The 21,805-nt window shown below is 65.9% G+C and carries 30 protein-coding genes and 1 pseudogene; 2 read left to right on the forward strand and 29 right to left on the reverse strand.

The features are described from left to right. Positions 1-12: 12 nt before the first annotated feature. The 15 genes from ACRARE_RS03000 to ACRARE_RS03070 all read right to left on the reverse strand — a co-directional run bounded on the left by ACRARE_RS03000 (position 13) and on the right by ACRARE_RS03070 (position 13,119). Positions 13-1,032, reverse strand: coding sequence for an amino acid ABC transporter substrate-binding protein (locus ACRARE_RS03000; RefSeq protein ID WP_432654921.1), 1,020 nt, complete (start codon positions 1,030-1,032; stop codon positions 13-15). A 237-nt stretch (positions 1,033-1,269) separates the two neighbouring features. After that, positions 1,270-1,980 carry an ATP12 family chaperone protein gene (locus ACRARE_RS03005; RefSeq protein WP_432654922.1) on the reverse strand — a complete coding sequence of 237 codons (711 nt, stop codon included), beginning with the start codon at positions 1,978-1,980 and terminating at the stop codon, positions 1,270-1,272. After that, the gene (locus ACRARE_RS03010) at positions 1,977-2,660 is read right to left on the reverse strand and encodes an HAD-IA family hydrolase (RefSeq protein ID WP_432654923.1); all 684 of its coding nucleotides are present in this window, start codon (positions 2,658-2,660) and stop codon (positions 1,977-1,979) included. Before ACRARE_RS03010 ends, ACRARE_RS03005 begins: the two co-directional genes overlap by 4 nt. 10 nt (positions 2,661-2,670) lie before the next feature. Beyond that, complete coding sequence (locus ACRARE_RS03015; RefSeq protein WP_432654924.1) at positions 2,671-3,723, reverse strand: RluA family pseudouridine synthase; 1,053 nt, start codon at positions 3,721-3,723, stop codon at positions 2,671-2,673. Further along, positions 3,720-4,103 (reverse strand): fluoride efflux transporter CrcB, encoded by a 384-nt coding sequence (gene crcB / locus ACRARE_RS03020; protein ID WP_432654925.1) that lies wholly within the window; start codon positions 4,101-4,103, stop codon positions 3,720-3,722. Before crcB ends, ACRARE_RS03015 begins: the two co-directional genes overlap by 4 nt. Positions 4,104-4,205: 102 nt before the next feature. Then, positions 4,206-5,543: a replication-associated recombination protein A gene (locus ACRARE_RS03025; protein WP_432654926.1), complete on the reverse strand. Its 1,338-nt coding sequence runs from the start codon at positions 5,541-5,543 to the stop codon at positions 4,206-4,208. A 1-nt stretch (position 5,544) separates the two neighbouring features. Continuing rightward, positions 5,545-6,924, reverse strand: a complete 1,380-nt coding sequence (locus tag ACRARE_RS03030) for a trypsin-like peptidase domain-containing protein (protein WP_432654927.1) — start codon at positions 6,922-6,924, stop codon at positions 5,545-5,547. A 179-nt stretch (positions 6,925-7,103) separates the two neighbouring features. Beyond that, the gene (rplQ, locus tag ACRARE_RS03035) at positions 7,104-7,526 is read right to left on the reverse strand and encodes a 50S ribosomal protein L17 (RefSeq protein ID WP_432654928.1); all 423 of its coding nucleotides are present in this window, start codon (positions 7,524-7,526) and stop codon (positions 7,104-7,106) included. Between the two features lie 251 nt (positions 7,527-7,777). Further along, the gene (locus ACRARE_RS03040; RefSeq protein ID WP_432654929.1) at positions 7,778-8,794 is read right to left on the reverse strand and encodes a DNA-directed RNA polymerase subunit alpha; all 1,017 of its coding nucleotides are present in this window, start codon (positions 8,792-8,794) and stop codon (positions 7,778-7,780) included. Between the two features lie 116 nt (positions 8,795-8,910). Next, positions 8,911-9,303: a 30S ribosomal protein S11 gene (gene rpsK, locus ACRARE_RS03045; protein WP_058245136.1), complete on the reverse strand. Its 393-nt coding sequence runs from the start codon at positions 9,301-9,303 to the stop codon at positions 8,911-8,913. A 15-nt stretch (positions 9,304-9,318) separates the two neighbouring features. Beyond that, positions 9,319-9,687 carry a 30S ribosomal protein S13 gene (gene rpsM / locus ACRARE_RS03050; protein ID WP_432654930.1) on the reverse strand — a complete coding sequence of 123 codons (369 nt, stop codon included), beginning with the start codon at positions 9,685-9,687 and terminating at the stop codon, positions 9,319-9,321. A gap of 416 nt (positions 9,688-10,103) precedes the next feature. Beyond that, positions 10,104-10,685: an adenylate kinase gene (locus ACRARE_RS03055; protein WP_432654931.1), complete on the reverse strand. Its 582-nt coding sequence runs from the start codon at positions 10,683-10,685 to the stop codon at positions 10,104-10,106. Next, positions 10,682-12,046 (reverse strand): preprotein translocase subunit SecY, encoded by a 1,365-nt coding sequence (gene secY / locus ACRARE_RS03060; protein ID WP_432654932.1) that lies wholly within the window; start codon positions 12,044-12,046, stop codon positions 10,682-10,684. The genes ACRARE_RS03055 and secY overlap by 4 nt, the downstream gene beginning before the upstream one ends. Positions 12,047-12,154: 108 nt before the next feature. Next, positions 12,155-12,625 (reverse strand): 50S ribosomal protein L15, encoded by a 471-nt coding sequence (rplO, locus tag ACRARE_RS03065; protein ID WP_432654933.1) that lies wholly within the window; start codon positions 12,623-12,625, stop codon positions 12,155-12,157. 221 nt (positions 12,626-12,846) lie between these two features. Further along, entirely contained in the window at positions 12,847-13,119 is a 273-nt protein-coding gene (locus ACRARE_RS03070) for a hypothetical protein (protein WP_432654934.1), read from the reverse strand. A gap of 195 nt (positions 13,120-13,314) precedes the next feature. On the opposite strand from ACRARE_RS03070, the gene ACRARE_RS03075 reads away from it, so the two are divergent. Continuing rightward, on the forward strand, positions 13,315-14,190 hold the full coding sequence (locus tag ACRARE_RS03075; RefSeq protein ID WP_432654935.1) for a hypothetical protein: 876 nt from the start codon (positions 13,315-13,317) through the stop codon (positions 14,188-14,190). A gap of 10 nt (positions 14,191-14,200) precedes the next feature. On the opposite strand, the gene ACRARE_RS03080 is transcribed toward ACRARE_RS03075, so the two are convergent. From ACRARE_RS03080 to ACRARE_RS03145, 14 genes and pseudogenes are all read right to left on the reverse strand, one after another. Further along, entirely contained in the window at positions 14,201-14,950 is a 750-nt protein-coding gene (locus tag ACRARE_RS03080; RefSeq protein WP_432654936.1) for a gamma-glutamylcyclotransferase, read from the reverse strand. Positions 14,951-15,137: 187 nt separating this feature from the next. Then, positions 15,138-15,323, reverse strand: coding sequence for a 50S ribosomal protein L30 (gene rpmD, locus ACRARE_RS03085; protein ID WP_010137495.1), 186 nt, complete (start codon positions 15,321-15,323; stop codon positions 15,138-15,140). 12 nt (positions 15,324-15,335) lie between these two features. Continuing rightward, positions 15,336-15,908: a 30S ribosomal protein S5 gene (rpsE, locus tag ACRARE_RS03090; protein WP_432654937.1), complete on the reverse strand. Its 573-nt coding sequence runs from the start codon at positions 15,906-15,908 to the stop codon at positions 15,336-15,338. 216 nt (positions 15,909-16,124) lie between these two features. Beyond that, a complete protein-coding gene (rplR, locus tag ACRARE_RS03095; protein WP_432654938.1) occupies positions 16,125-16,484 on the reverse strand; it encodes a 50S ribosomal protein L18 in 360 nt (119 codons plus the stop codon). A gap of 11 nt (positions 16,485-16,495) precedes the next feature. After that, positions 16,496-17,029, reverse strand: a complete 534-nt coding sequence (rplF, locus tag ACRARE_RS03100) for a 50S ribosomal protein L6 (protein WP_432654939.1) — start codon at positions 17,027-17,029, stop codon at positions 16,496-16,498. A gap of 10 nt (positions 17,030-17,039) precedes the next feature. After that, positions 17,040-17,432, reverse strand: a complete 393-nt coding sequence (rpsH, locus tag ACRARE_RS03105; RefSeq protein WP_432654940.1) for a 30S ribosomal protein S8 — start codon at positions 17,430-17,432, stop codon at positions 17,040-17,042. A 14-nt stretch (positions 17,433-17,446) separates the two neighbouring features. After that, a complete protein-coding gene (rpsN, locus tag ACRARE_RS03110; protein WP_432654941.1) occupies positions 17,447-17,752 on the reverse strand; it encodes a 30S ribosomal protein S14 in 306 nt (101 codons plus the stop codon). Between the two features lie 21 nt (positions 17,753-17,773). Beyond that, positions 17,774-18,337 (reverse strand): 50S ribosomal protein L5, encoded by a 564-nt coding sequence (gene rplE, locus ACRARE_RS03115; protein WP_432654942.1) that lies wholly within the window; start codon positions 18,335-18,337, stop codon positions 17,774-17,776. Further along, positions 18,330-18,641, reverse strand: a complete 312-nt coding sequence (gene rplX, locus ACRARE_RS03120; RefSeq protein ID WP_432654943.1) for a 50S ribosomal protein L24 — start codon at positions 18,639-18,641, stop codon at positions 18,330-18,332. Before rplX ends, rplE begins: the two co-directional genes overlap by 8 nt. Further along, complete coding sequence (gene rplN / locus ACRARE_RS03125; protein ID WP_009574016.1) at positions 18,641-19,009, reverse strand: 50S ribosomal protein L14; 369 nt, start codon at positions 19,007-19,009, stop codon at positions 18,641-18,643. The genes rplX and rplN overlap by 1 nt, the downstream gene beginning before the upstream one ends. 170 nt (positions 19,010-19,179) lie before the next feature. Next, a pseudogene (gene rpsQ, locus ACRARE_RS03130) lies at positions 19,180-19,407 on the reverse strand (30S ribosomal protein S17); the annotation flags it as partial. Between the two features lie 11 nt (positions 19,408-19,418). Next, positions 19,419-19,622 (reverse strand): 50S ribosomal protein L29, encoded by a 204-nt coding sequence (gene rpmC, locus ACRARE_RS03135; RefSeq protein ID WP_432654944.1) that lies wholly within the window; start codon positions 19,620-19,622, stop codon positions 19,419-19,421. A 149-nt stretch (positions 19,623-19,771) separates the two neighbouring features. Then, complete coding sequence (locus tag ACRARE_RS03140; protein WP_432654945.1) at positions 19,772-20,515, reverse strand: prephenate dehydrogenase/arogenate dehydrogenase family protein; 744 nt, start codon at positions 20,513-20,515, stop codon at positions 19,772-19,774. A gap of 216 nt (positions 20,516-20,731) precedes the next feature. Beyond that, complete coding sequence (locus ACRARE_RS03145; RefSeq protein WP_432654946.1) at positions 20,732-21,205, reverse strand: acyl-CoA thioesterase; 474 nt, start codon at positions 21,203-21,205, stop codon at positions 20,732-20,734. Positions 21,206-21,408: 203 nt separating this feature from the next. Here ACRARE_RS03145 and ACRARE_RS03150 point away from each other — a divergent pair, with 203 nt between their 5' ends. Then, entirely contained in the window at positions 21,409-21,744 is a 336-nt protein-coding gene (locus ACRARE_RS03150; RefSeq protein WP_432654947.1) for a DMT family transporter, read from the forward strand. Positions 21,745-21,805: the final 61 nt, after the last annotated feature.

Raw genomic sequence — 21,805 nt, forward strand, 5'->3', positions numbered from 1 at the left:
GCCGTTCAGATCTTAGCGGAACGGCGGGGTGTAGAGCAGGCCACCGTCGGTGTACTGCGCGTTCAGACCCCGGGCCAGGCCGATCGGGGTGTTCTCGCCGATGTTCTTCTCGAACAGTTCACCGTAGTTGCCGCCGGCGGAGATCGCCTTGACGGCCCAGTCGGCGTCCAGGCCGATCATGGCGCCCAGTTCACCCTCGGTGCCCAGCAGGCGGTTCACTTCGGGGTTGTCGGTGGGGGCCGAGGCCAGGTCGGCCACGTTGGCCGAGGTCACGCCGTATTCTTCGGCGGCAACCAGGGCGTTCAGGGTCCAGCGAACCACGTCACCCCATTCGTCGTCGCCATGACGGACGAGCGGGCCCAGCGGCTCTTTCGAGATGATTTCGGGCAGAACGGCATAGTCGCCCGGGTTCTCGAAGGTGGCGCGGGTCGCGGCCAGGCCGGAGGCGTCGGTGGTGTAGACGTCACAGGCGCCCGCCAGGAACTGCTGCTGCGCTTCGGCGTTGGTTTCGATCGGAACCGGCTCGTAGCTGATGTTGTTGACGCGGAAGAAGTCGGCCAGGTTCAACTCGGTGGTGGTGCCGGTCTGGATGCAGACGGTGGCGCCGTCCAGTTCCTTGGCCGAGCTGACGCCCAGCTCTTTGGGAACCATGAAGCCCTGACCGTCGTAGTAGTTCACGCCGACGAAGGTGAACTTCAGGTCGGCATCGCGCGAGAAGGTCCAGGTGGTGTTCCGGGCCAGCACGTCGATCTCGCCCGAGGCCAGAGCGGTGAAGCGGGTCTTGCCGGTGGTCGGAACGAATTCGACCGCGCTTGCGTCGCCCAGAACAGCGGCCGCCACGGCGCGGCAGACGCCAACGTCGAAGCCCTGCCACTCACCGTTGGCATCCGGGTAGGAGAAGCCAGTCAGGCCGGTCGAGACGCCGCAGTTCAGCGTGCCACGGGCTTTCACGTCGTCCAGGGTGGCTGCACCGGCAACGCCGGCGGCCAGGCCCGCAACGGTCAGCGCGCCAAGAAATACGGATTTTTTCATGTTTACCTCTTCCTGATTTTCCGCCTTGTCCACAATGGCGGTTCACCGGTCCTTTGCGGCCGGCGACAGATGCGCTAGAGGTGCTCCCCCTAACAATGCCTAAAGTGTGAGCGGATTCATCGCTATGGGTCAAGCCATTCATCACCAAAAGCGAACGGTCGGACCCGGGACAAAGGCACTATAGGACGCTGCGGATCCCCGCTGCGCCCGCGCGATCTGGATCCGGTATAGGTAGTTCTACCGATGCAAAAGCGTCAGGAATCGGCGCGCATCGTCAAAAGCTGCCCTTTTTAGGGCTTCGATCTGCCGCGCCTCGTCATCCACGCCCCATTGCGCCTCTTGCCAGCGCTCATCCAGCCGCGACAGCTCCCAGATTTCATCTGCGGACCAGGTGGTCAAAAAAGCGGCAAAGCCCAGAACCAGAGAGCCGGTCAGGGCCACCAGATCGTGGAAGGCGGCCAGTTCGAACGGGTCGAGCGCATGGACTCGCGCGCTGAGGGTCGCCAGGGCGGCAGGGTCCTGCGGCGCGTGCAGGATGCCCGCCCGCGGGCTGAGTCGCGCGCCCAGATCCCCCTCGGCCCAGTCCAGCACCGGATCCCAGGCGGCGGCCTGTTGCGCCACCAGTTCCGCGGGCGTCTCGGCGCGGTAACACAGCAGATCGGCATCGCCATAGGCGGCCAGCATGTCGGCCACTTCGGCGCGCTGCACGGCCACCTTGTCGATGGCGGAATTGGCGGTGCGGGTCAGCGGCATGGTGGCCGGGTTCACCTGCGCCTCCTGGGCGTCCCATTCGGCGGCCAGGGCCTGGGCCAGCGCCTCGGTCGGTACGACCAGCGGCGCCTTGGCGGGGGTCTTCACCGGGCGCTTGTCCAGATGCACGGTATAGCCGCCGGTCACAGGCACGGCGGCGGCCTCGGTCCAGAAGCGGCGCGGTTTCCAGTCGCTCATCGCGGGGTCTCTCCGGTGGTCAGGGTGTCGATGGCGCGGGCCAGCTCTTCGGGGGTGGCGACGACCACATCGGCCCGGGCCAGTTGCTGCGCCGGGTGATAGCCCCAGGCGACCCCGATAGAGGCCACCCCGGCGGCGCGCGCCATGTCGAGGTCATAGCTGGTGTCGCCGATCATCACCGCGCGGGCAGCCTCGACCCCGGTTTCGGCCAGGGCCGTCATCACCATCGAGGGATGCGGTTTCGACGGGTGATCGTCGGCCACCTGGATGGAATGGAAGAAGGGCCGCAACCCGTGGGTGTCCAAGAGCGCCTCAAGGCCCCGCCGCGACTTGCCGGTGGCCACCGCCAAAAGGGTCTCTGGCTGGGCCGCCAGCCGTTCGACCAGCTCGCGCATCCCGGGAAACAGGGGCGAATGATCCGGCCCCGCCGCTAGCCGCTGTTTCTGATAGGCCGCCTTGTAACCCGCCACCAGCCGCGCGTGGGTCGAGGCCGGGGCCTCTTCGGCCAGCAGGGGCATGGCCTCTTCCAGGGACAGGCCGATGATGCCCATGATCCGGTCGCGGTCCGGCACCGTCATGTGTTCGGCGCCAAAGGCCGCCTCCATGGCGCCGACGATCTCGCCCAGCGAGTCGGACAGGGTGCCGTCCACGTCGAAGATGACCAGTCGCAGATCTGCCATGGCGCGCTCCTCAGTCCAGCGGTTCGTCCAGGTCAAAGGGATCCTTGCGCACCGTATCCTCGGACCAGCCGAAGTGGTCCCAGCTGCGCTTCATGTGGTCGGGCAGCGGCGCTTCCAGCTCGATCTCCTTGCCGGTGAAGGGATGGGTAAAGCGCAGAAGCCGAGCGTGCAGGTGCAGCTTGCGGCTGATCTCGCCGCCCAGTTGCGCGCCCCAGCCGTCGCCCAGGTTTTCCTGGCCCGACCCGCCGTATTTGCCGTCGCCGATGATCGGATGGCCGATCTCGGCCATATGGGCGCGCAGTTGGTGGGTACGGCCCGTCACCGGCACCAGGCCGACCCAGGCGGCGCGCTGGCCGAGGCGCCACAGCACCGAGTAATCGGACACCGCGCGTTTGGCGCCGGGGGTGCTGTCGATGTCGCGCGGGTGCACGCAGATCATCTTCTCGCCCTCGCCGCCCGACCCATGGCCCGGGGCCTTCACCAGGCCGAACTTGATCGTGCCCATGTAGGGCTGCGGCACACCGGCCACCAGCGCCCAGTAGATCTTGCGCGTCTCGCGCGACCGGAAGGCGCCGGTCAGCTTCGAGGCCGCCTCGCGGGTGCGCGCCAGCAGCAGCAGGCCCGAGGTGTCCTTGTCCAGGCGATGCACCAACCGGGGCTTTTCGTCGTAGTCAAAGCGCAGCGCCTCGGACAGCCCGTCGACGTGGCGGGTCTGTTTCGAGCCGCCCTGCACCGGCAGGCCGGCGGGCTTGTTCAGGGCGATGATATGGTCATCCATCCACAGCACGGCGTCGCGCATCATCCGGGCGTCGTCGTCGCTGATGCGGGGCCCGGCCTGGGGGGCGGGGGCCTCGCCCTCGGGGATCGGCGGCACGCGCAGGGTCTGGCCCGGGGCCAGACGGGTGTTGGATTTCACCCGGGCGCCATCCAGACGCAGCTCGCCCTTGCGGCACATCTTTTCGATGCGCCCTTGCGTCAGCTGCGGGAAGGTCCGCCGCATCCAGCGGTCCAGCCGCATGTCGGCGTCGCCCGCCGGGATCTCGATCTGCTGCACACCGCTCATACCAATACCGCCCGCATCGCGTAGGTGCCCGCGACGATGGCCGCGAGCGAAAGAATGACATTGATCCCCACATAGACCGCCGCCAGCCCCGCCTCGCCCCGTTCGTACAGGGTGAAGGCCTCCAGCGAGAAGGACGAGAAGGTGGTGAAGCCGCCCAGGATCCCCGTCGCCAGGAAGGGGTTCCAGTGGCCCAGGCCCTTTTCGCCGATGACCACGACCAGCGCGCCCATCAGGAAAGACCCCAGGATATTGACGAAGATCACCCCCACCGGAATCGGCAGGCCCGGCCCGAAGACGCGCATCAGGGCCACCCCCGACAGAAAGCGGAGCGAGGCACCAACGGCGCCCCCGGCGGCAACTTGAAGCACGGTCAGGATCATCCGGCGTCTGTCGCGCGCGGGCCTTCGGTTGTCAAGTTTTACACGGGGTCGGCGGGGTTTTAGCCGGGTTGCTCCGGGCGCCCGGCCCGCCCCGCCCGGACCTCAGGTGCCCGGGTTGCCGGCGCGTTTCGCCCGCAGCTTGGCGAAATACTCGATCCGCTTTCTCAGGTCGCGCTCGAACCCGCGTTCGACGGGCTGGTAGAACTCGGTCCGCTGCATCTCTTCGGGGAAGTAGTTCTGCCCCGAGAAGCCATCCTCGGCATCGTGGTCATAGGCGTAATCGGCGCCATAGCCCTGCCCCGCCATGAACTTGGTCGGCGCGTTCAGGATATGCTTGGGCGGCATCACGCTGCCGGTCTTGCGGGCCTGGGCGCGGGCGGCCAGATAGGCCATCTCGGTGGCGTTCGACTTGGGCGCCAGGGCCAGGTAGATCACCGCATTGGCCAGGGCCTGCTCGCCCTCGGGGCTGCCCAGCCGTTCGTAGACCTGCCAGGCGTCCAGGCAGACGGTCTGCGCCTGGGGATCGGCCAGGCCGATATCCTCGACCGACATCCGGGTGATCCGCCGCGCCAGATAGCGCGGATCCTCGCCCCCCTCCAGCATCCGGCAGAACCAATACAGCGCCGCATCCGGGTCGCTGCCCCGGACGGATTTGTGCAGCGCCGAAATCAGGTTGTAATGCTCATCGCCGGACTTGTCGTATTTCGCCGCGCGCCGCATCAGCCGCGCCGACAGCTGATCCGGCGTCAGCGGCTCTTTCGTTTTCCAGGCGGCGGCCTGTTCGACCAGGTTCAGGAAAGCGCGGCCGTCGCCATCGGCCATGGCCAAGAGCGCCTCGCGCGCCTCCGGGGTCAACGGCAGGGGCCGGCCCAGGGCTGCCTCGGCGCGCTGCGCCATCTGCTCCAGATCCTCCATCGACAACCGTTCCAGCACCAGCACCTGGGCGCGGGACAGGACGGCGGCGTTCAGCTCGAAACTGGGGTTCTCGGTGGTGGCGCCGACCAGAAGGATGGTGCCGTCTTCCATATGCGGCAGAAAGCTGTCCTGCTGCGCCTTGTTGAACCGGTGGATCTCGTCCACGAAGAGCAGCGTCCCCTGCCCCATGCGGCGGCGGGTCTTGGCGGCCTCGAAGACCTTCTTCAGATCCGCCACGCCGGAAAAGATGGCGCTGATCTGCACGAAATGCAGGTTCGTCTCATGGGCCAGCAGGCGGGCCATGGTGGTCTTGCCGGTGCCGGGCGGGCCCCAGAAGATCAGCGAGGACAGAGAGCCGGACTCCAGCATCACCGTCAGCGGCGCATCGGGGCCGATGACCTGGCGCTGGCCGATCACCTCGGCCAGGGTCTGGGGGCGCAGCCGGTCGGCCAGAGGGCGGGGCGCGGCGCCGCCGCCCTCTTCGCCCTTGGCCTCGTCGGGGCCGCTATCGAACAGATCCGCCATGTCAGAGCCGGAAGCGCAGGGACAGGCTGCGCCCGTCGCGCAGCACGGTCAGTTGCAGGAAAACGGTGGCGCGGGTCAGGGCGACCTCGGCCAGGGGGGCGCTGTCGATCACCGTATCATTGACCGCCTGGATCACATCCCCCCGTTGCAGGCCCGCACGGGTGCCGATGGCGCCGGGGTCGTCGATCATCGCGCCGCGCGCATCCTGCGGCAGAAGGTTCTCGGCGATCACCGCCGGGTTCACCGTGACCAGGCGCATCCCCGGCAGGGCCGAGGCCTGGCCGGTCGTGACCGGATCGCGCGGCGGATCCTCGGGCGGGGCCATCAGGGTCACCTCGACCTCGCGGTCGCGGCCATCGCGCAGCCGGGTCACCTCGACCGTGTTGCCGATGCCCGCCAGGGTCATGCGAAAGATCATCTCGGGCGGCGAGGACACCGGCACCCCGTCCGCCGCCAGGATCACGTCACCGGGGCGAAACCCGGCCTCGGCGAAGGGCGAGGCGGGATGCAGGGCGGTGATGGCGATCCCCTCGGGGCGGTCGAGGCCGAAATGCGCCGCCATGTCGCTGTCCACCGCCTGGCCGGTGATCCCGGCCCAGGGGCGTTGGAAGCGGTCGTTGCCTGCCTCGGCCTGATCCAGGAACTGCGCCACCAGGCTGGCCGGAATGGCAAAGCCGATGCCGTTGGACCCGCCCGAGCGCGACAGGATCGAGGTATTCACCCCGATCAGGTCGCCGTTGATGTCGATCAGCGCCCCGCCCGAGTTGCCCGGGTTGATCGGCGCATCGGTCTGGATGAAATAACCGCGTTCATTGCCCGTGGCGGTCCCTGAGCGCGCCAGGCCCGAGACGATGCCCGAGCTGACGGTCTGGCCGACGCCGAAGGGATTGCCGATGGCCAGCACCAGCTCGCCCACCTCGACCGTGTCGCTGTCGCGCAAGGAAAGGTGTGGCATGTCGCGCGCGTCCTCCAGCTTGAGGATCGCAAGATCCGCCTCGGGGTCGGACAGCAGCACCTTGGCGTTGAACTCGCGCCGGTCGTTCAGCACCACCTGGATCTCATCCGCCTGGCCGACCACATGGTAATTCGACACCACATAGCCGTCGTCAGACAGGATCACGCCAGACCCAAGCGAGTTCTGCACCCGGGGTCGCGAGGGGGCGAAGTTGCGGAAGAACTCGGAAAAGATCGGATCGTTGGCAAAGGGCGAAGACCGCGTTTCGACGATCCGCTTGGCGTAGATGTTGACCACCGCGGGCGTCGCTTCCTTCACCAGGGGCGCGAAGCTGAGGGTGATCTCCTGTTTCGAAAAGGGGATGCGGGCCTGGGCGGGCAGCGCCAGGGCGCAGCCGAGGCAGAGGGCGGCAAGAGTTCGGAACACCTGTGGGCCTTTCTCTTCATGCGGGGCATGGCCCAGATATGCGGAGCGCGGCGCGGAATGGCAACCCGGGGCAGGCTCGCCACCCTGTGCGCGGCGGGACGGCCCAGGACCCTGGGCAAGGAAAAACCCCCGACGCCTGGGGCACCGGGGGTTTCGGAAATCGGGTCGGAAGGCCGGAATTACTCGGCGGCTTCTTCCGCTTCCAGGCGGGCCTTGTCGGCTGCGCCCTTGGCGTCGACGTCGCGGTCGACGAATTCGATGATAGCCATCGGCGCCATGTCACCGTAGCGGAAGCCGGCCTTCATGATGCGGATGTAGCCACCCTGACGCTCGGCGTAGCGGGGGCCGAGGACGTCGAACAGCTTCTGAACCAGAACGTCCTGCTTCAGCTTCGAGGCGGCCTGACGGCGGGCGTGCAGATCATCGGGGCCGCGCTTGGCCAGGGTGATCAGCTTCTCGACGATCGGACGCAGTTCCTTGGCCTTGGGCAGGGTGGTCTTGATCTGCTCGTGCTCGATCAGCGAGCCGGCCATGTTCGACCACAGGGCCTTGCGGTGTTCGTGGGTGCGGTTAAGGCGACGGTAGCCTTTTGCGTGACGCATGTGTCTTACTCCTAGGGTGCCCTCTACGGGCGGTTTTGCTTTGTCTGACCGGCGATGCGTGTCACCGGCTCTCCTTGGGGCGAATGCCCGGGTCTTTCGGTGGGCGGGATCTAGCCCGCCCGACCGGAAAGTGCAATGGCCTCGGCCTGCGAGGCCTTCGGAGCGCGGGAAGGTGGGTTGGCACCCACCCTACGATATCCGCGCCGACCGTTCCGTCTGGCGGAGGGTGGGTGAACCCCACCCTGGCCGGATCAGAAGTGGTCTTCGAACTTCTTGGCCAGATCTTCGATGTTGTCCGGCGGCCAGTCCTCGACGTCCATGCCAAGGTGCAGGCCCATGCCCGACAGCACTTCCTTGATCTCGTTCAGCGACTTGCGGCCGAAGTTCGGGGTGCGCAGCATCTCGGCTTCGGTCTTCTGGATCAGGTCGCCGATGTAGACGATGTTGTCGTTCTTCAGGCAGTTTGCCGAACGGACCGACAGCTCGAGCTCGTCGACCTTCTTCAGCAGCAGCGGGTTGAACTCCAGACCGTCGTCCTCGTCCTGGCGGCCGGCGGATTCGGGCTCTTCGAAGTTCACGAAGATCGACAGCTGGTCCTGCAGGATGCGTGCGGCATAGGCCACGGCGTCATCCGGGGTGATGGAACCATCGGTTTCCACCTTCAGGGTCAGCTTGTCATAGTCCAGCACCTGGCCCTCACGGGTCGGCTGCACGTCGTAGGAGACCTTCTTGATCGGCGAATAGATCGCGTCGATCGGGATCAGGCCGATGGGGGCATCCTCGGGCTTGTTGCGGTCGGCGGGAACATAGCCCTTGCCGGTGTTCACGGTCAGCTCCATGAACAGGTCCGCACCTTCGTCGAGGTGGCAGATGATGTGGTCCTTGTTCAGGACCTCGATGCCCGCGGTCTCGGCGATCTCGCCTGCGGTCACGGCACCCGGACCCTTGGCAGAGATCGACAGGCGCTTGGGCCCTTCGACTTCCATCCGCAGGGCGACGCCTTTGAGGTTCAGAACGATGTCGGTGACGTCTTCACGCACACCGGCCACCGAGGAGAACTCGTGCAGGACGTTGTCGATCTGCACCGAGGTAATGGCAGCGCCCTGAAGCGACGACATCAGCACGCGGCGCAGCGCGTTGCCGAGGGTCAGGCCGAAACCCCGTTCCAGCGGCTCGGCAACAACGGTTGCCTGGCGCGCGGGATCGTTGCCCGGTTTCACCTCAAGCTGAGTCGGCTTGATCAGTTCTGCCCAATTCTTGTGGATCATGCGTGTCTCCTCAATTCCTGTTCCGACCCCATGTCCGAAGGTCGGCACGCCCGAGGTTCAAAAAGACGAAAGAGAGGCCGCGCCGTGGCGCGACCCCCCGAAATGGGTATATCCGATCAGACGCGACGGCGCTTCGGCGGGCGGCAGCCGTTGTGGGCGATCGGGGTCACATCACGGATCGAGGTGATGTTGAAGCCGATCGCGGCCAGGGCGCGCAGAGCCGATTCACGACCCGAACCGGGGCCTTGAACTTCGACTTCCAGGGTCTTCACACCGTGTTCCTGTGCCTTCTTGCCTGCGTCTTCGGCAGCCATCTGAGCGGCATAGGGGGTGGATTTCCGCGAACCCTTGAAGCCCATGGTACCGGCGGACGACCACGAAATGGCGTTGCCCTGCACGTCAGAGATCAGGATCTTGGTGTTGTTGAAGCTGGAGTTAACGTGTGCAACGCCAGCTGCGATGTTCTTGGAGACCTTTTTCTTGCCCCCGCGACGGGTATCACGTGCCATGTGTCAGATCTCCCCTTACTTCTTCTTGCCGGCGATCGGCTTGGCCGGGCCCTTGCGGGTCCGTGCGTTGGTATGGGTACGCTGACCGCGAACCGGCAGGTTGCGACGGTGGCGCAGGCCACGGTAGCAGCCGAGGTCCATCAGGCGCTTGATGTTCATCTGCGTCTCACGGCGCAGGTCGCCTTCCACGGTGTAGTTGGCGTCGATGTGCTCGCGGATCGAGAGCACTTCGGCATCGGACAGCTCGTTCACACGACGGGTCAGGTCGATGTTGACGGCTTCGCAGATGGCTTTGGCCGATGCGGGGCCGATACCGGTGATGTAGGTGAGGGCGATGGGCACCCGCTTTGCAGTCGGGATGTTAACGCCGGCGATACGTGCCAATGGTCACTTTCCTTCGGTTGCGGTTCCGTAGCTCCAGAACCTTTTTTCACAACAGGATGGCCCGAGGTACGGTGACCTTGGGCCATGTCTGAATTCGAATAGAACACGAGAGACGGGATTCGCCCGGCCCCCTGTGTAGATAGGGCTGCGTAGGGGGGATTGGGCGGGGGGTCAACCCCTTTTTCACCGTTATGTGACAGCCCGGGCGAGGACGCGCCGGGAGGCCGGGAACGGCGGGCCGACGGCAGATCGCTGCGCCGCGGCTATCGCAGCAAGGTACAGCGCCCCGCCACCGGGATCAAGAGCGGCCAGTGCCGCCCGCCCCCTGCCCCGGCGGCGAAATGCAAACGGGGCGCCCCTGGGCGCCCCGCTGGCAAGGTTCGGATCCCTGCGCCCAGGTCCCGGGCGCGGCGCGATCACTCGTCCAGGATCGCCCCGATCGAGGCCTTGACCACATCCATGCTGGCCAGGCCATCCACGCGGCGCAGGTTGCCCTTTACGTGGTAATAGCCAAGCAGCGGCGCGGTCTTCTTGTAGTATTCCATGAGGCGCTTCTTCAGGCTTTCCTCATTGTCGTCGGCCCGGGCGGTGCCACCGGCGGCAACGGCATCGCGCGCACGACCCACGATGCGATCTACCAGGACCTCGTCCCGCACCCGCAGCTCGATGGCATAGTCGAGCTTCTGGCCCTCCTCCTCCAGCAGGGCCTCCAGCGCGTCGGCCTGAGCCAGGGTCCGGGGGAAACCGTCGAAGATGAAACCACCCTTCTGCGGGCCTTCCAGCTTTTCGCGGATCAGGCCGATGACGATCTCATCGGTGACCAGCTCGCCGCGGTCCATGACCTCGGCAACCTTTTTGCCCATTTCGGTGCCCGAGGTGCGGGCGGCGCGCAGCATGTCCCCGGTGGACAGCTGGATCATGTCCCGCTGCTCGACCAGGAAACCTGCCTGGGTGCCTTTGCCCGCGCCGGGCGGTCCAAGAAGAATGATATTGGTCATCGGCGTGCAGCTCCTCCCTTGCGTGCGCGGCGTTTGCCTTTTCCGCGCAGCTGCGATTTCTCGATCAGGCCCTCATACTGGTGGGCCAGAAGATGCGACTGGACCTGCTGGATCGTGTCCATGGTCACCGACACGACGATCAGCACCGAGGTGCCGCCGAAGTAGAAGGGCACGGCGAACTGATTGCGCAGGACCTCGGGCAGCATACAGACCAGGGCCAGGTAGCCCGCGCCCAGCACCAGCACGCGGTTGACCACGTATTCCAGGTACTCGGCGGTCTTGGCGCCCGGACGGATGCCCGGCACGAAACCGTTCTGGTTCTTCAGGTTGTCCGCCACGTCGTCGGTCTTGAAGGCCACGTTGTGGGTGTAGAAGTAGGCGAAGAAGACGATCATCGCGACGAAGAACAGCAGGTAAAGCGGCTGACCGGGGCCGAAGTAGGCCAAGATGGTCGAGATCACGGGGCCCGAGTCGGCGCCCGAGAAGGTCGAGATCGTGGTCGGCAGCAGCAGCAGCGAAGAGGCGAAGATGGCCGGGATCACGCCCGCCGGGTTCACCTTGATCGGCAGGTGCGACGAGCCGCCGTCATAGACCTTCATCCCCACCTGGCGGCGCGGATACTGGATATGGATCTTGCGCAGGGCGCGTTCCATGAAGACCACGAAAGCGATCACCGCGATCACCATGACGATCACGCCGACGATCACCGCCGGGCTGATGGCGCCCGAACGGCCCGAGGCGAAGAACTGCGCCAGGGCGGCGGGGACCTCGGCGATGATGCCGACGAAGATGATGAGAGAGATACCGTTGCCGATGCCGCGGGCGGTGATCTGCTCGCCCAGCCACATCATGAACATGGTGCCGCCCACCAGGGTGATCACCGCTTCGACGCGGAAGAACAGCCCCGGATCCGAGGCCAGATCCCCGGCCTCCAGCGACACCGCCAAGCCGTAGGCCTGAAGCGTGGCCAGGAAGACCGTGCCGTAACGGGTGTACTGGTTGATCTTCTTGCGGCCCTGCTCGCCTTCCTTCTTCAGCTGCTCCAGCGCCGGGACCATGGCGGTCATCAGCTGGACGATGATCGAGGCGGAGATATAGGGCATGATGCCCAGGGCGAAGATCCCCATGCGGCCAAGGGCGCCGCCGGTGAACATCGACAGCATACCGCCGATCCCCTGGCCCGCGCCTTCCATGAATTCGCGCAGCGCGGCACCGTCGATGCCGGGAACGGGAATATAGGTGCCCAGGCGGCAGATGATCAGCAACCCGATGGTGAAGAGGATGCGCTTGCGCAGCTCCGTGGCCTTGCCGAGCGCGGCCCAGGAGGTGTTGGCAGCCATCTGTTCTGCTGCAGATACCATATGGCTCTCTTTCTTGGCAGAGCGCCGCCGAAGCCATCTCGTGGCTCGGCGGCGCTCGATGAGAAATGACGTGGCAAGATGTAAGCCGCGCAAAGGCGGCTCACAACCTTATTCCGCGGCTGCGGCAGCCACCTTCAGCGAACCGCCAGCCTTTTGAACGGCTTCGATGGCCGTTTTCGAGGCGCCGGTGACTTCCAGGGTCACGGCGGTGGCGATATCACCCTTGGCCAGGACGCGGATACCGTCCAGCTTGCGGCGCACCAGGCCCGAGGCGACCAGCACGTCTTCGGTGACGGGGGCCTTGGCGTCGATCTTGCCGGCCTCGATGAAGGCGGCGATCAGGCCCAGGTTGACCACGGCGAATTTCTTGCGGTTCGGCTTGTTGAAGCCACGCTTGGGCAGACGTTGGTACAGCGGCATTTGGCCGCCCTCGTAGCCCTTGATGGCCACACCCGAACGGGATTTCTGACCCTTGATACCGCGGCCACCCATCTTACCCTTACCGGAGCCGGGGCCACGGCCAACACGGGTGCGTTTCGGGGCGGCGCCCGGGTTGTCGCGAAGTTCGTTCAGTTTCATTGCGCTTCTCCTTGGCCGGAAACGCCCCCGAAGCGGTGGGACGGACACGGCTTTTCTTGGTTGCTTGTCACGACCGGCGATTCTGCGATCCCGGCCACCGGGCGCGTATAGGGCCTGGGCGGCGTTGATGCAAGGGCGGCGGCGGCCCCGGGCGCCCCGGCACGGCAAGGCCGTTGCGGCAGCCGTGAGATCAAGGGATCGGCCGAGCGGGCTGCGGCGCTTTAGCAGCGCGCCTCTAGGTCGACGTTGCGGCTGTTGACGCCCACGCCGATGGTCACCGGGCGCGGCTGGCGGCAGACCGACAGGGTCACATCGGCATTGGCCACCGGCCCCTTGCGGCTGTTGACGCCCACACCCACGCTGCCATGGACGCCGGTCTGGGTCTCATAGGGGGTGCTGGGCTGATAGCGGGGGCCGGCACAGGCGGCCAGCGCCAGCAGGACCGTGGCGGACAGCGCCGTCGTGGTGGCGGCGGATCGGGGCGAACGGGGCATCGGCTCCTCCTGTGGATTGCGTCCTATATGGGCGTCCCGGCGCCCCCGGGCAAGCGTCAAGGCCTGCGCCCCCTGCCCCGGCCCTACGGCAGGGTGTTCCGCCATTGACCGACGCGGGCGCCCGGCCCCAGACTATGCGCGGCCAGGCCCCCTGCCCGGCCGGATTTCCAGAGCCGCCTTTTCAGGACAAGCATCATGCCTTCCCCTTTCCGCCTTGCCGCGACCCTTTTGGTCGGGCTGGCCGCCCTGACGGGCCCCGCCCGCGCCCAATCCGCCTACCCTGACATCATCGACGCCGTGCCCACCCAGGGCCGCGAGGTCCTGCGCTATGGCGAGGCGCGCGGCTGGACCGTGGGCCTGGGCCATTCGCCCATGGGCGCGCCGATCTACTGCGCCGCCACCTCGGGGGCGGGCTGGTATGACATGACCATCGGTTATGCCAGCGGCCAGTGGCAGCTGATCCTGCCGGTCAGCTCGCGCCGTGACTGGCAGGGCAGCCTGACCGTGGACGGGCAAAGCGAAAGCGTCAGCGGCACCGCCGTGGAGGGCTGGACGGTGGTCTGGCTGGCCGCCTGGAATGTCGAGGCCCTGATGCAGGGCAACACGATGCGGGTGCAGATGGACAACCAGGTCTACGCGCGGCCCCTGAACGGCTCGGCCGCCGCCATCCTGAAGGTCGCGGAATGCGCCGACCGGAACGGGCTGAGCAGCGACGCGGTCGAGATGGTCCGCATGATGAGCGGTGCCCCCGCCGATCCGATGCCCGCGCCCGCCCCCGGCGGCGTCGCCCTGTCCTTCGGCTGCCCGGAACCGGGCACGGTGCGCTCGGTCGATGGCGGCACGCCCTTCACCGCCACCTTCCGCTATGCGGCGCAGGATCGGCCGATGACCCTGTACTGGCTGGATCAGACGGGCACCCCGGTGCCGATCGGCCCGCTGGGGCCCGACAATCCGGTGCTGAGCGTGGATACCTATGGCGGCCACCACTTCATCGCCGTGGCCAACAGCGACCAGAGCTGCCCGGGCGTCATCACCGCCATTCCCGACATCACCGACATTCCGGTGCGCTAGGATCCGGCGGTCAGCCCTGCGTCCCTTCTGACGCGGGGCTGGGCCAGGCCGCGACCTCGGCCAGCAGCGCGTCAAGGTCGGGGTCGTCGATCCCCAGATCGCGGCAGCCGGCGATGACCTTTTCCAGATAGTCCCGGCTGCTGCCCAGGAACCCCTCGCCCGTGGCCAGATAGCGCACCCGCTCGGCATGGGGCAGGTCGGCCTCGATCATCTCGGCCTCGGGGTCGGCGACGAAACACAGGGCCTGGACCACGCCCTGGGCCGTCTCGACCGGGGCAAAGACGGCGTGATAGCAGGGCGCCACCATCTCGCGGCGCCAGATCACTTCGGTCTCGACCTCGGCCCGGGCGGCGTCGATGCGAAAGACCAGCCCCTCGCAGCTGCCCCCCGGCCCCAGCCCGGCCATGACCCCCGGCGCCGCCTCGGTGCCGCGCGCTCCGCTGCGGTCCACCAGGCAGAAACTGCGGTGCCAGCCCGGCAGGGTGGCGCGGCGCAGCTCGGCGAAATAGATCGCCGGATCCCACATCAGCGAGCCATAGGCGAAGACCCAGATGTCTTCCCCGTAGTGCGGCGCCAGGGTCGCATGGCGCATCGCCTCGCGGTCCGCGTCGCTGTAAAGCGCGATCGGCGCGCCGCCCCGGCGCAGGGTCTCGGCCTCCAGCTCTGCCGGGACCATGCTGCGGAAGAAACTGTCCTCGGGCTCGCGGATCTTGCCCAGCAGGCCGGGGTGATGACGAAAGGCGGCGGGGTCTAGGGGCATGGGATCTCCGGGCCGCCGGAAGCGTCAGGGCGCGGCCGTTCGCCAATTGGTAGGGTCCCCACGCAGCCCAGGCAAGCGCGGCCCCGCAGGGTGGCTGTGCGCGAGGCGCGGCCTGCGCCCTAGGCCCAAAGCAAAACGCCCCGGCCTTGCGACCGGGGCGTTCTGTTCACTGTCCGCGAAGAGGGCCTCAGGCCTTTTCTTCGACGATCTCCACCAGGTGGGGGATCTTGCGGATCATGCCGCGCACGGAGGGGGTGTCCTCCAGCTCGCGGGTCTTGTGCATCTTGTTCAGGCCCAGGCCGATCAGCGTTTGACGCTGGATGGCCGGGCGACGGATCGGGGAACCGATCTGCTTGACGACGATGGTTGCCATTGGTGAGCCTCCTTACGCCTCTTCTGCGACCTGGGTCGAAGCGGCGGGCGCTTCGTCACGGGACGGCAGGATGTCGGCGACCTTCTTGCCACGACGCTGAGCCACCTGACGCGGGGAAGATTCCTTGGTCAGGCCGTCCAGGGTGGCGCGGATCATGTTGTAGGGGTTCTGCGAACCGATCGACTTTGCGACCACGTCCTGCACGCCCAGCATCTCGAAGACGGCACGCATCGGGCCACCTGCGATGATCCCGGTACCTTGCGGTGCGGTGCGCATGACGACCTTGCCGGCACCGTGACGACCTTCGATGTCGTGGTGCAGGGTGCGGCCCTCTTTCAGGGGAACGCGGATCATCTGACGCTTGGCTTGCTCGGTGGCCTTGCGGATGGCCTCGGGGACCTCCTTGGCCTTGCCCTTGCCGAAGCCCACGCGACCCTTCTGGTCACCGACCACGACCAGCGCGGCGAAACCGAAGTTCTTACCACCCTTGGTGGTCTTGGACACGCGGTTGATCGCAACCAGGCGATCGGCGAATTCCGGTGCTTCGTCGCGGTCGCGGCGGCCCCGGTTGTCATCTCTTGCCATGAGGCAATTCCTTCACTTCATGGGCGCGTCCAGTGACCGCCCGGGTTATCCAATCCAGGTGAGGCGCGCAAAAAACGGCGTCTCCCGAATCATCGGGGGCCCGGTGTGAACCCCTCTCTCGAATGGCGGGACAGGTCCCGCCCTACGAAGACGTCCGCCCCTTGGGGCGAACGCCGGTACGATCAAGTCGGGCGGGGTCGGCCCCCGCCCCCTCGATCAGATCTTCAGGCCGCCTTCGCGGGCTGCGTCTGCCAGGGCCTTGATCGAGCCGTGGAACAGGAAACCGCCACGGTCGAAATAGGCCTCTTCCACACCGGCCTTCTTGGCCCGTTCGGCAATCGCCGCGCCGACCTTGGCGGCCGCCTCGACGTTGTTCTTGCCGACGATGCCCAGATCCTTCTCCAGCGAGGAGGCGGAAGCCAGGGTGACGCCCTGAACATCGTCGATCAGCTGGACCGAGATGTTCTTGTTCGAGCGGTGCACGGAGAGACGCACGCGACCGGCGTTCACCTTGCGAAGCTTGTTCCGGACGCGCAGACGGCGCTTCAGAAACAGGGTACGTTTCGTATTTGCCATTTTGCTGGTCCTTACTTCTTCTTACCTTCCTTACGGAAGATAAACTCATCTTTGTACTTGATGCCTTTGCCCTTGTAGGGCTCGGGCTTGCGCCATTCGCGGATGTTCGCCGCGACCTGGCCCACAAGCTGGGCGTCGGTGCCCTCGATGATGATTTCGGTGGGCTTCGGCGTGGTGACGGTGACACCGGCCGGAACCGGGAAGTCGACGTCATGCGACAGGCCGAGGTTCAGCTTCACGGACTGACCTTGGGCCTGGGCACGATAACCCACACCGTTGATCTCCAGCTCTTTCTTGAAGCCGGTGGTCACGCCGGTGATCAGGTTGGCGACCATGGTCCGCGACATGCCCCATTGCTGACGCGCCCGTTTGGACGTGCCGCGCGGGGTCACGGTGACGGCGTTGTCTTCGACAGCGATCGTCACATCGTCGGTGGCGGTGAAGCTGTGGGTGCCCTTGGGGCCCTTCACTTCGACGGTCTGGCCGGACACGGATGCGGTAACACCCGAGGGCAGCTCGACCGGTTTCTTACCAATACGAGACATTGCGACCTCCTTAGAAGACGGTGCAGAGAACTTCGCCGCCAACGTTCTGGCTGCGAGCTGCTGCGTCCGACATCACGCCCTTGGGCGTGGAGACAATCGACACGCCCAGGCCCTGACGGACCGAGGGGATGTCCTTGACGCCCATGTAAACGCGACGGCCGGGGGTCGAAACCCGCTTCAGTTCGCGAATGACGGGGGCGCCTTCGTAGTACTTCAGGCTGATTTCCAGGGTCGGGTGACCGTTGGCATCGGTGCCTTTTTCGTAGCCGCGGATGTAGCCTTCGTCAGCCAGCACATCCAGGACCCAGGCGCGCAGCTTCGAAGCCGGCGTCGAGACGGTGGATTTGCCGCGCAGCGACGAGTTGCGGATCCGGGTGAGCATATCGCCGATAGGATCGTTCATAATCTATGCCCTCCTTACCAGCTCGATTTCACGAGGCCGGGAACGTAACCGTTCGAGCCCAGTTCGCGCAGCATGATCCGCGACACCTTCAGCTTACGGTAGTAAGCGTGGGGACGGCCGGTCAGCTGGCAACGGTTGTGCAGACGAGTCGCGGAAGAGTTCCGCGGCAGTTTGGCAAGGGCGAGGGAGGCGCGGAAACGCTCTTCCATCGGCTTGTCCTGGTCGTAGATGACCTCTTTCAGTGCAGCGCGCTTCGCGGCGTACTGGGCAACCAGCTTCTCCCGCTTCTTCTCGCGCTCGATCATGGATTTTTTAGCCATATCTAAATCTCCCTCGCGCGATCAGCTGTTGAAGGGCATGTTGAAAGCTTTCAACAGCGCCTTGGCTTCTGCGTCGGTTTTCGCGGTGGTCCCGATGACGACATCGATACCCCAGACTTCATCGACCTTGTCGAAGTTGATCTCGGGGAAGACGATGTGTTCCTTGATGCCCATGGCGTAGTTGCCGCGGCCATCGAACGATTTGCCGGAGACGCCGCGGAAGTCGCGGATCCGGGGCATCGCGATGGTGATCAGGCGATCCAGGAATTCGTACATGCGGTCGCCGCGCAGGGTGACCTTGGCACCAAGGGGCATGTCTTCACGGACGCGGAAGCCGGCGATCGACTTCTTGGCCTTGGTGATGACGGCCTTCTGGCCGGCGATGGTGGTCAGGTCTTCCTGAGCCGACTTCGCCTTCTTGGTGTCTTTGACGGCTTCGGCGCCACAGCCGATGTTCAGAACGATCTTGTCCAGCTTGGGGATCATCATGTCGTTCTTGTAGCCGAACTCTTCCTTCAGGGCGGCGCGGATGGTTTCCGCATAGGCCGCCTTCAGGCGCGGGGTGTAGTTCGCGGTATCAAGCATCGATCACGTCCCCCGTGGTCTTGGCGTAACGAACCTTCTTGTCGCCTTCGATCTTGAAGCCAACGCGGGTGGCTTTGCCGTTCGCATCGACATAGGCCAGGTTCGACAGGTTGATCGGCAGCGCCTTGGGCAGACGGCCGCCTTGCGACGTCTGGGTCTGGCGGGTGTGACGGACGGCCATGTTCAGGCCTTCGACCACGGCCTTGCCGGCCTTGGGATCGACGAGGGTGATCTCGCCGGTCTTGCCCTTGTCCTTGCCGGACAGGACGATGACCTTGTCACCTTTTTTCAGCTTGGCGGCCATCAGAGCACCTCCGGAGCCAGCGAAATGATCTTCATGAAGTTCTTGGCGCGCAGCTCGCGAACAACCGGGCCGAAGATACGCGTACCGACGGGCTCGTTGTTGTTGTTCAGGATGACGGCGGCGTTGCGATCAAAGCGGATCGCGGTGCCATCTTCACGACGGACTTCCTTGGCGGTGCGCACGACGACGGCCTTGCGGACGTCCCCTTTTTTCACGCGGCCGCGCGGGATGGCTTCCTTGACGGAAACGACAATGATGTCGCCCACCGACGCATAGCGACGGTGCGAGCCACCCAGGACCTTGATGCACTGAACTCGGCGAGCGCCGGAGTTGTCAGCGACATCCAGATTGGTCTGCATCTGGATCATGTGGTTTCTCCCGACCTTTGGGGGTTGTTCTGGTTAGACCCCCCAGGGTTTCGACGGGAGGCCGGGGCTTAGCTAGCCGCGGCCTCGTGCTCTGCATGACGCTTCGCGTCCAGCTCTTGCTGAACCTTGGCGTGTTCTTCCCGCTCGATGCGATCGGCTTCGATCATCTCGGCGGTCATCACTTCCCAGCGCTTGGTCTTGGACTTCGGCGCGCATTCGCGAATGCGGACGGCGTCGCCAACCTTGAACTGGTTGTTCTCATCGTGAGCCCGGTATTTCTTGGACTTACGGATGGTCTTCTTCAGAACCGGGTGCGTGAAGCGACGTTCGACGGACACGGTCACGGTCTGGGCGTTGGCATCGGAGGTGACAACACCGCGAAGGATACGTTTGGGCATCGGAAAGCTCCTTATTCGCCGGCTGCTTCAGCAGCTTTTTCGTTCAGAACCGTCAGGACCTGCGCCGCTTCGCGACGGGTCTTGCGCATTTGCGCCGGGTTCTCGAGCTGGCCGGTGGCCTGCTGGAAACGAAGGTTGAACTGGGCTTTCTTCAGCTCGGCCAGCTGTTCACGCAGCTGGTCCGGAGTCTTCTCGCGAAGCTCTTTGGCGCTCATGGCGCTTCCTTTCCTTCCTTGCACCGGGGGGCCCCAAGAGGGGTAACCCGCGAATCCGGTGGGTTATGTAAGAACAATGAGCGCTGCCTATACGCCCGTGCCCGGGCTCCGTCAACCGCGCACGTCAAGAATACTTGCCTATCGCGGGCCTAGCGTGGCGTGACCCCGCCCGCTTCACTCAGCGCCGCCACCAGGCGGTCGCGCAGGGGGCCCACATGGGCATTGCCCCGGGTCACCGCCTCATAGACCTCGGGCGCATCCGACGCCACCATGGCCAGCGCCTCCATCATCAGATCGAAACTGCGGGTGCGGATGCGCGGCGCGGGGCCGAGGCTGCGCAGGGCCTGGCCGATCAGATGGGTCATCCCCTGGCTCAACGCTGCCTGGGCGTCGTGTTCGGCAGGGGTGGTGACGATCAGGCGCAGCCCGTGGCGCCCCCGCAGGAACGCCGCCACACGGCGCCAACGGTTGCCGCGCAGCGGGCACAGCACCACCTGCGCGCCCCGCACCCCCTGCCCCGCGCTGAGGGGGCCGAACATCGGATGGGTGGCCAGCACCTCGACCCCCTTGGGCAGCAGTGCCTGCATCAGCCGTGCCGGCTCCTCCTTCACCGAGGCCACGTCGATCACCAGCTGGCCGGGGCGCAGCCTGGGCGCCAGGCGGGTCAAGAGCGGCTCCAGCGCGCCCAGGGGCACAGCCAGGATCAAGATATCGGCGCGGCAGGCCTCGGCCTCGCTGACCAGAGGCAGACCCAGGGCCTGGGCGCGCGCCCCGGCCCCCGGCGCGGGGTCGTGGACGCAAAGCGGCACCTCGGGCGCCAGCAGCCGCGCCAAGAGCTGGCCAAAGGCGCCCAGCCCGAAAAGGGCAACGGAAGGGGAAGAAGGGAAAGACATGATCCTGGATCCTTGGAAGGGGGGCCAGGGTCATCACGGCAAAGGGGGAGATGGGGACCGCTGGCAGGGAAAGCACAGCGGAGACAACAGAAGACGCGCCGCTGACTAGCTCAGCGGATAATAGACCGATGCGAAAAGGGGGCGGGTCTGGTGCGTCATGCCCCGGATCTAAGCCCGGGGCGCGCGCCGGTCAAGGGGGCGCCCCCGCCGCCCGCCCTACCCTTCGGTGGCGCGCTGCATCTCTTCGGCGAACTCGCGGCGCAGCTTCTTGCGGATGCAGGCCGCGCGGTGGCGCTTCTCTTCTTCCTCGGTCAGGATCTGCAACTCGGGCACCGCCACCGGCTTCCCCTCCTCGTCCACGGCGACCATGGTGAAGTAGCACGAATTGGTATGCCGCGACTTGCCCGAGCGGATCTCTTGCGCCTCGACCCGCACGCCGATCTCCATCGAGGTGCGCCCGGCATAGTTCACGCTGGCCCGAAAGGTCACCAGCTCGCCCACATTGATGGGCTCCTTGAAGATCACCTGATCCACCGACAGCGTCACCGCATATTGCTTGGAAAAGCGCGAGGCACAGGAAAAGGCCACCCGGTCGAGCAGGTTCAACAGGGCGCCCCCATGCACCTTGCCGCTGAAGTTGGCCATGTCGGGGGTCATCAGGACGGTCATGTCGAGCTTGCGGGGATCCATGGCGGGCTCACTCTCGGGGCTGGCGCGCAGGATTGCGCGCGGGGGCTGCGGATTCCCGCCAGCCGGGGCTGCGGGCGATAAAGGGCTTTGACCGACCGGTCACCTCGGGCAGACTGCCCGGATCCGGCACCAACGGGACACGCTATTCTGCCGTCCCGGCCGGGTTTCGATACTACTATTCATTTTTGATACAGTTGGAACAGATGACATATATTTTCGGCCTCGCCTTCGCGAGCCTGACCGCGATTGTGGTCTTGGCAGGCGATTTCGCCCTCAAACTTGCCGCCGACCGGGGCCATACGGGGATGTCCTCGCTGGTGATGACCGGCGTCGCGCTCTACGCCGTCTCGGCCCTGTGCTGGTTCTGGTCGGTCAGGCATATCTCGCTGACCCAGGCGGGGGTGGCCTATTCCATGCTGACCCTGCTGGCCCTGGTGCTGATCGGCACCCGCTGGTTCGGCGAGGTGCTGGGCCCGCGCGAACTGGCCGGGATCGGCTGCGCCCTGGCGGCGATGATCCTGCTGGCCAAGGTCGGCTGAGAGGCCGCGCCCGGGCCAGGCCGCCCCGCACCATCGGCGCCACAGGTCGGGCTGGCGGGGG

Source organism: Pseudooceanicola aquaeponti, assembly GCF_050897975.1.
In the GTDB taxonomy this organism is placed as follows: Bacteria; Pseudomonadota; Alphaproteobacteria; order Rhodobacterales; family Rhodobacteraceae; genus Pseudooceanicola.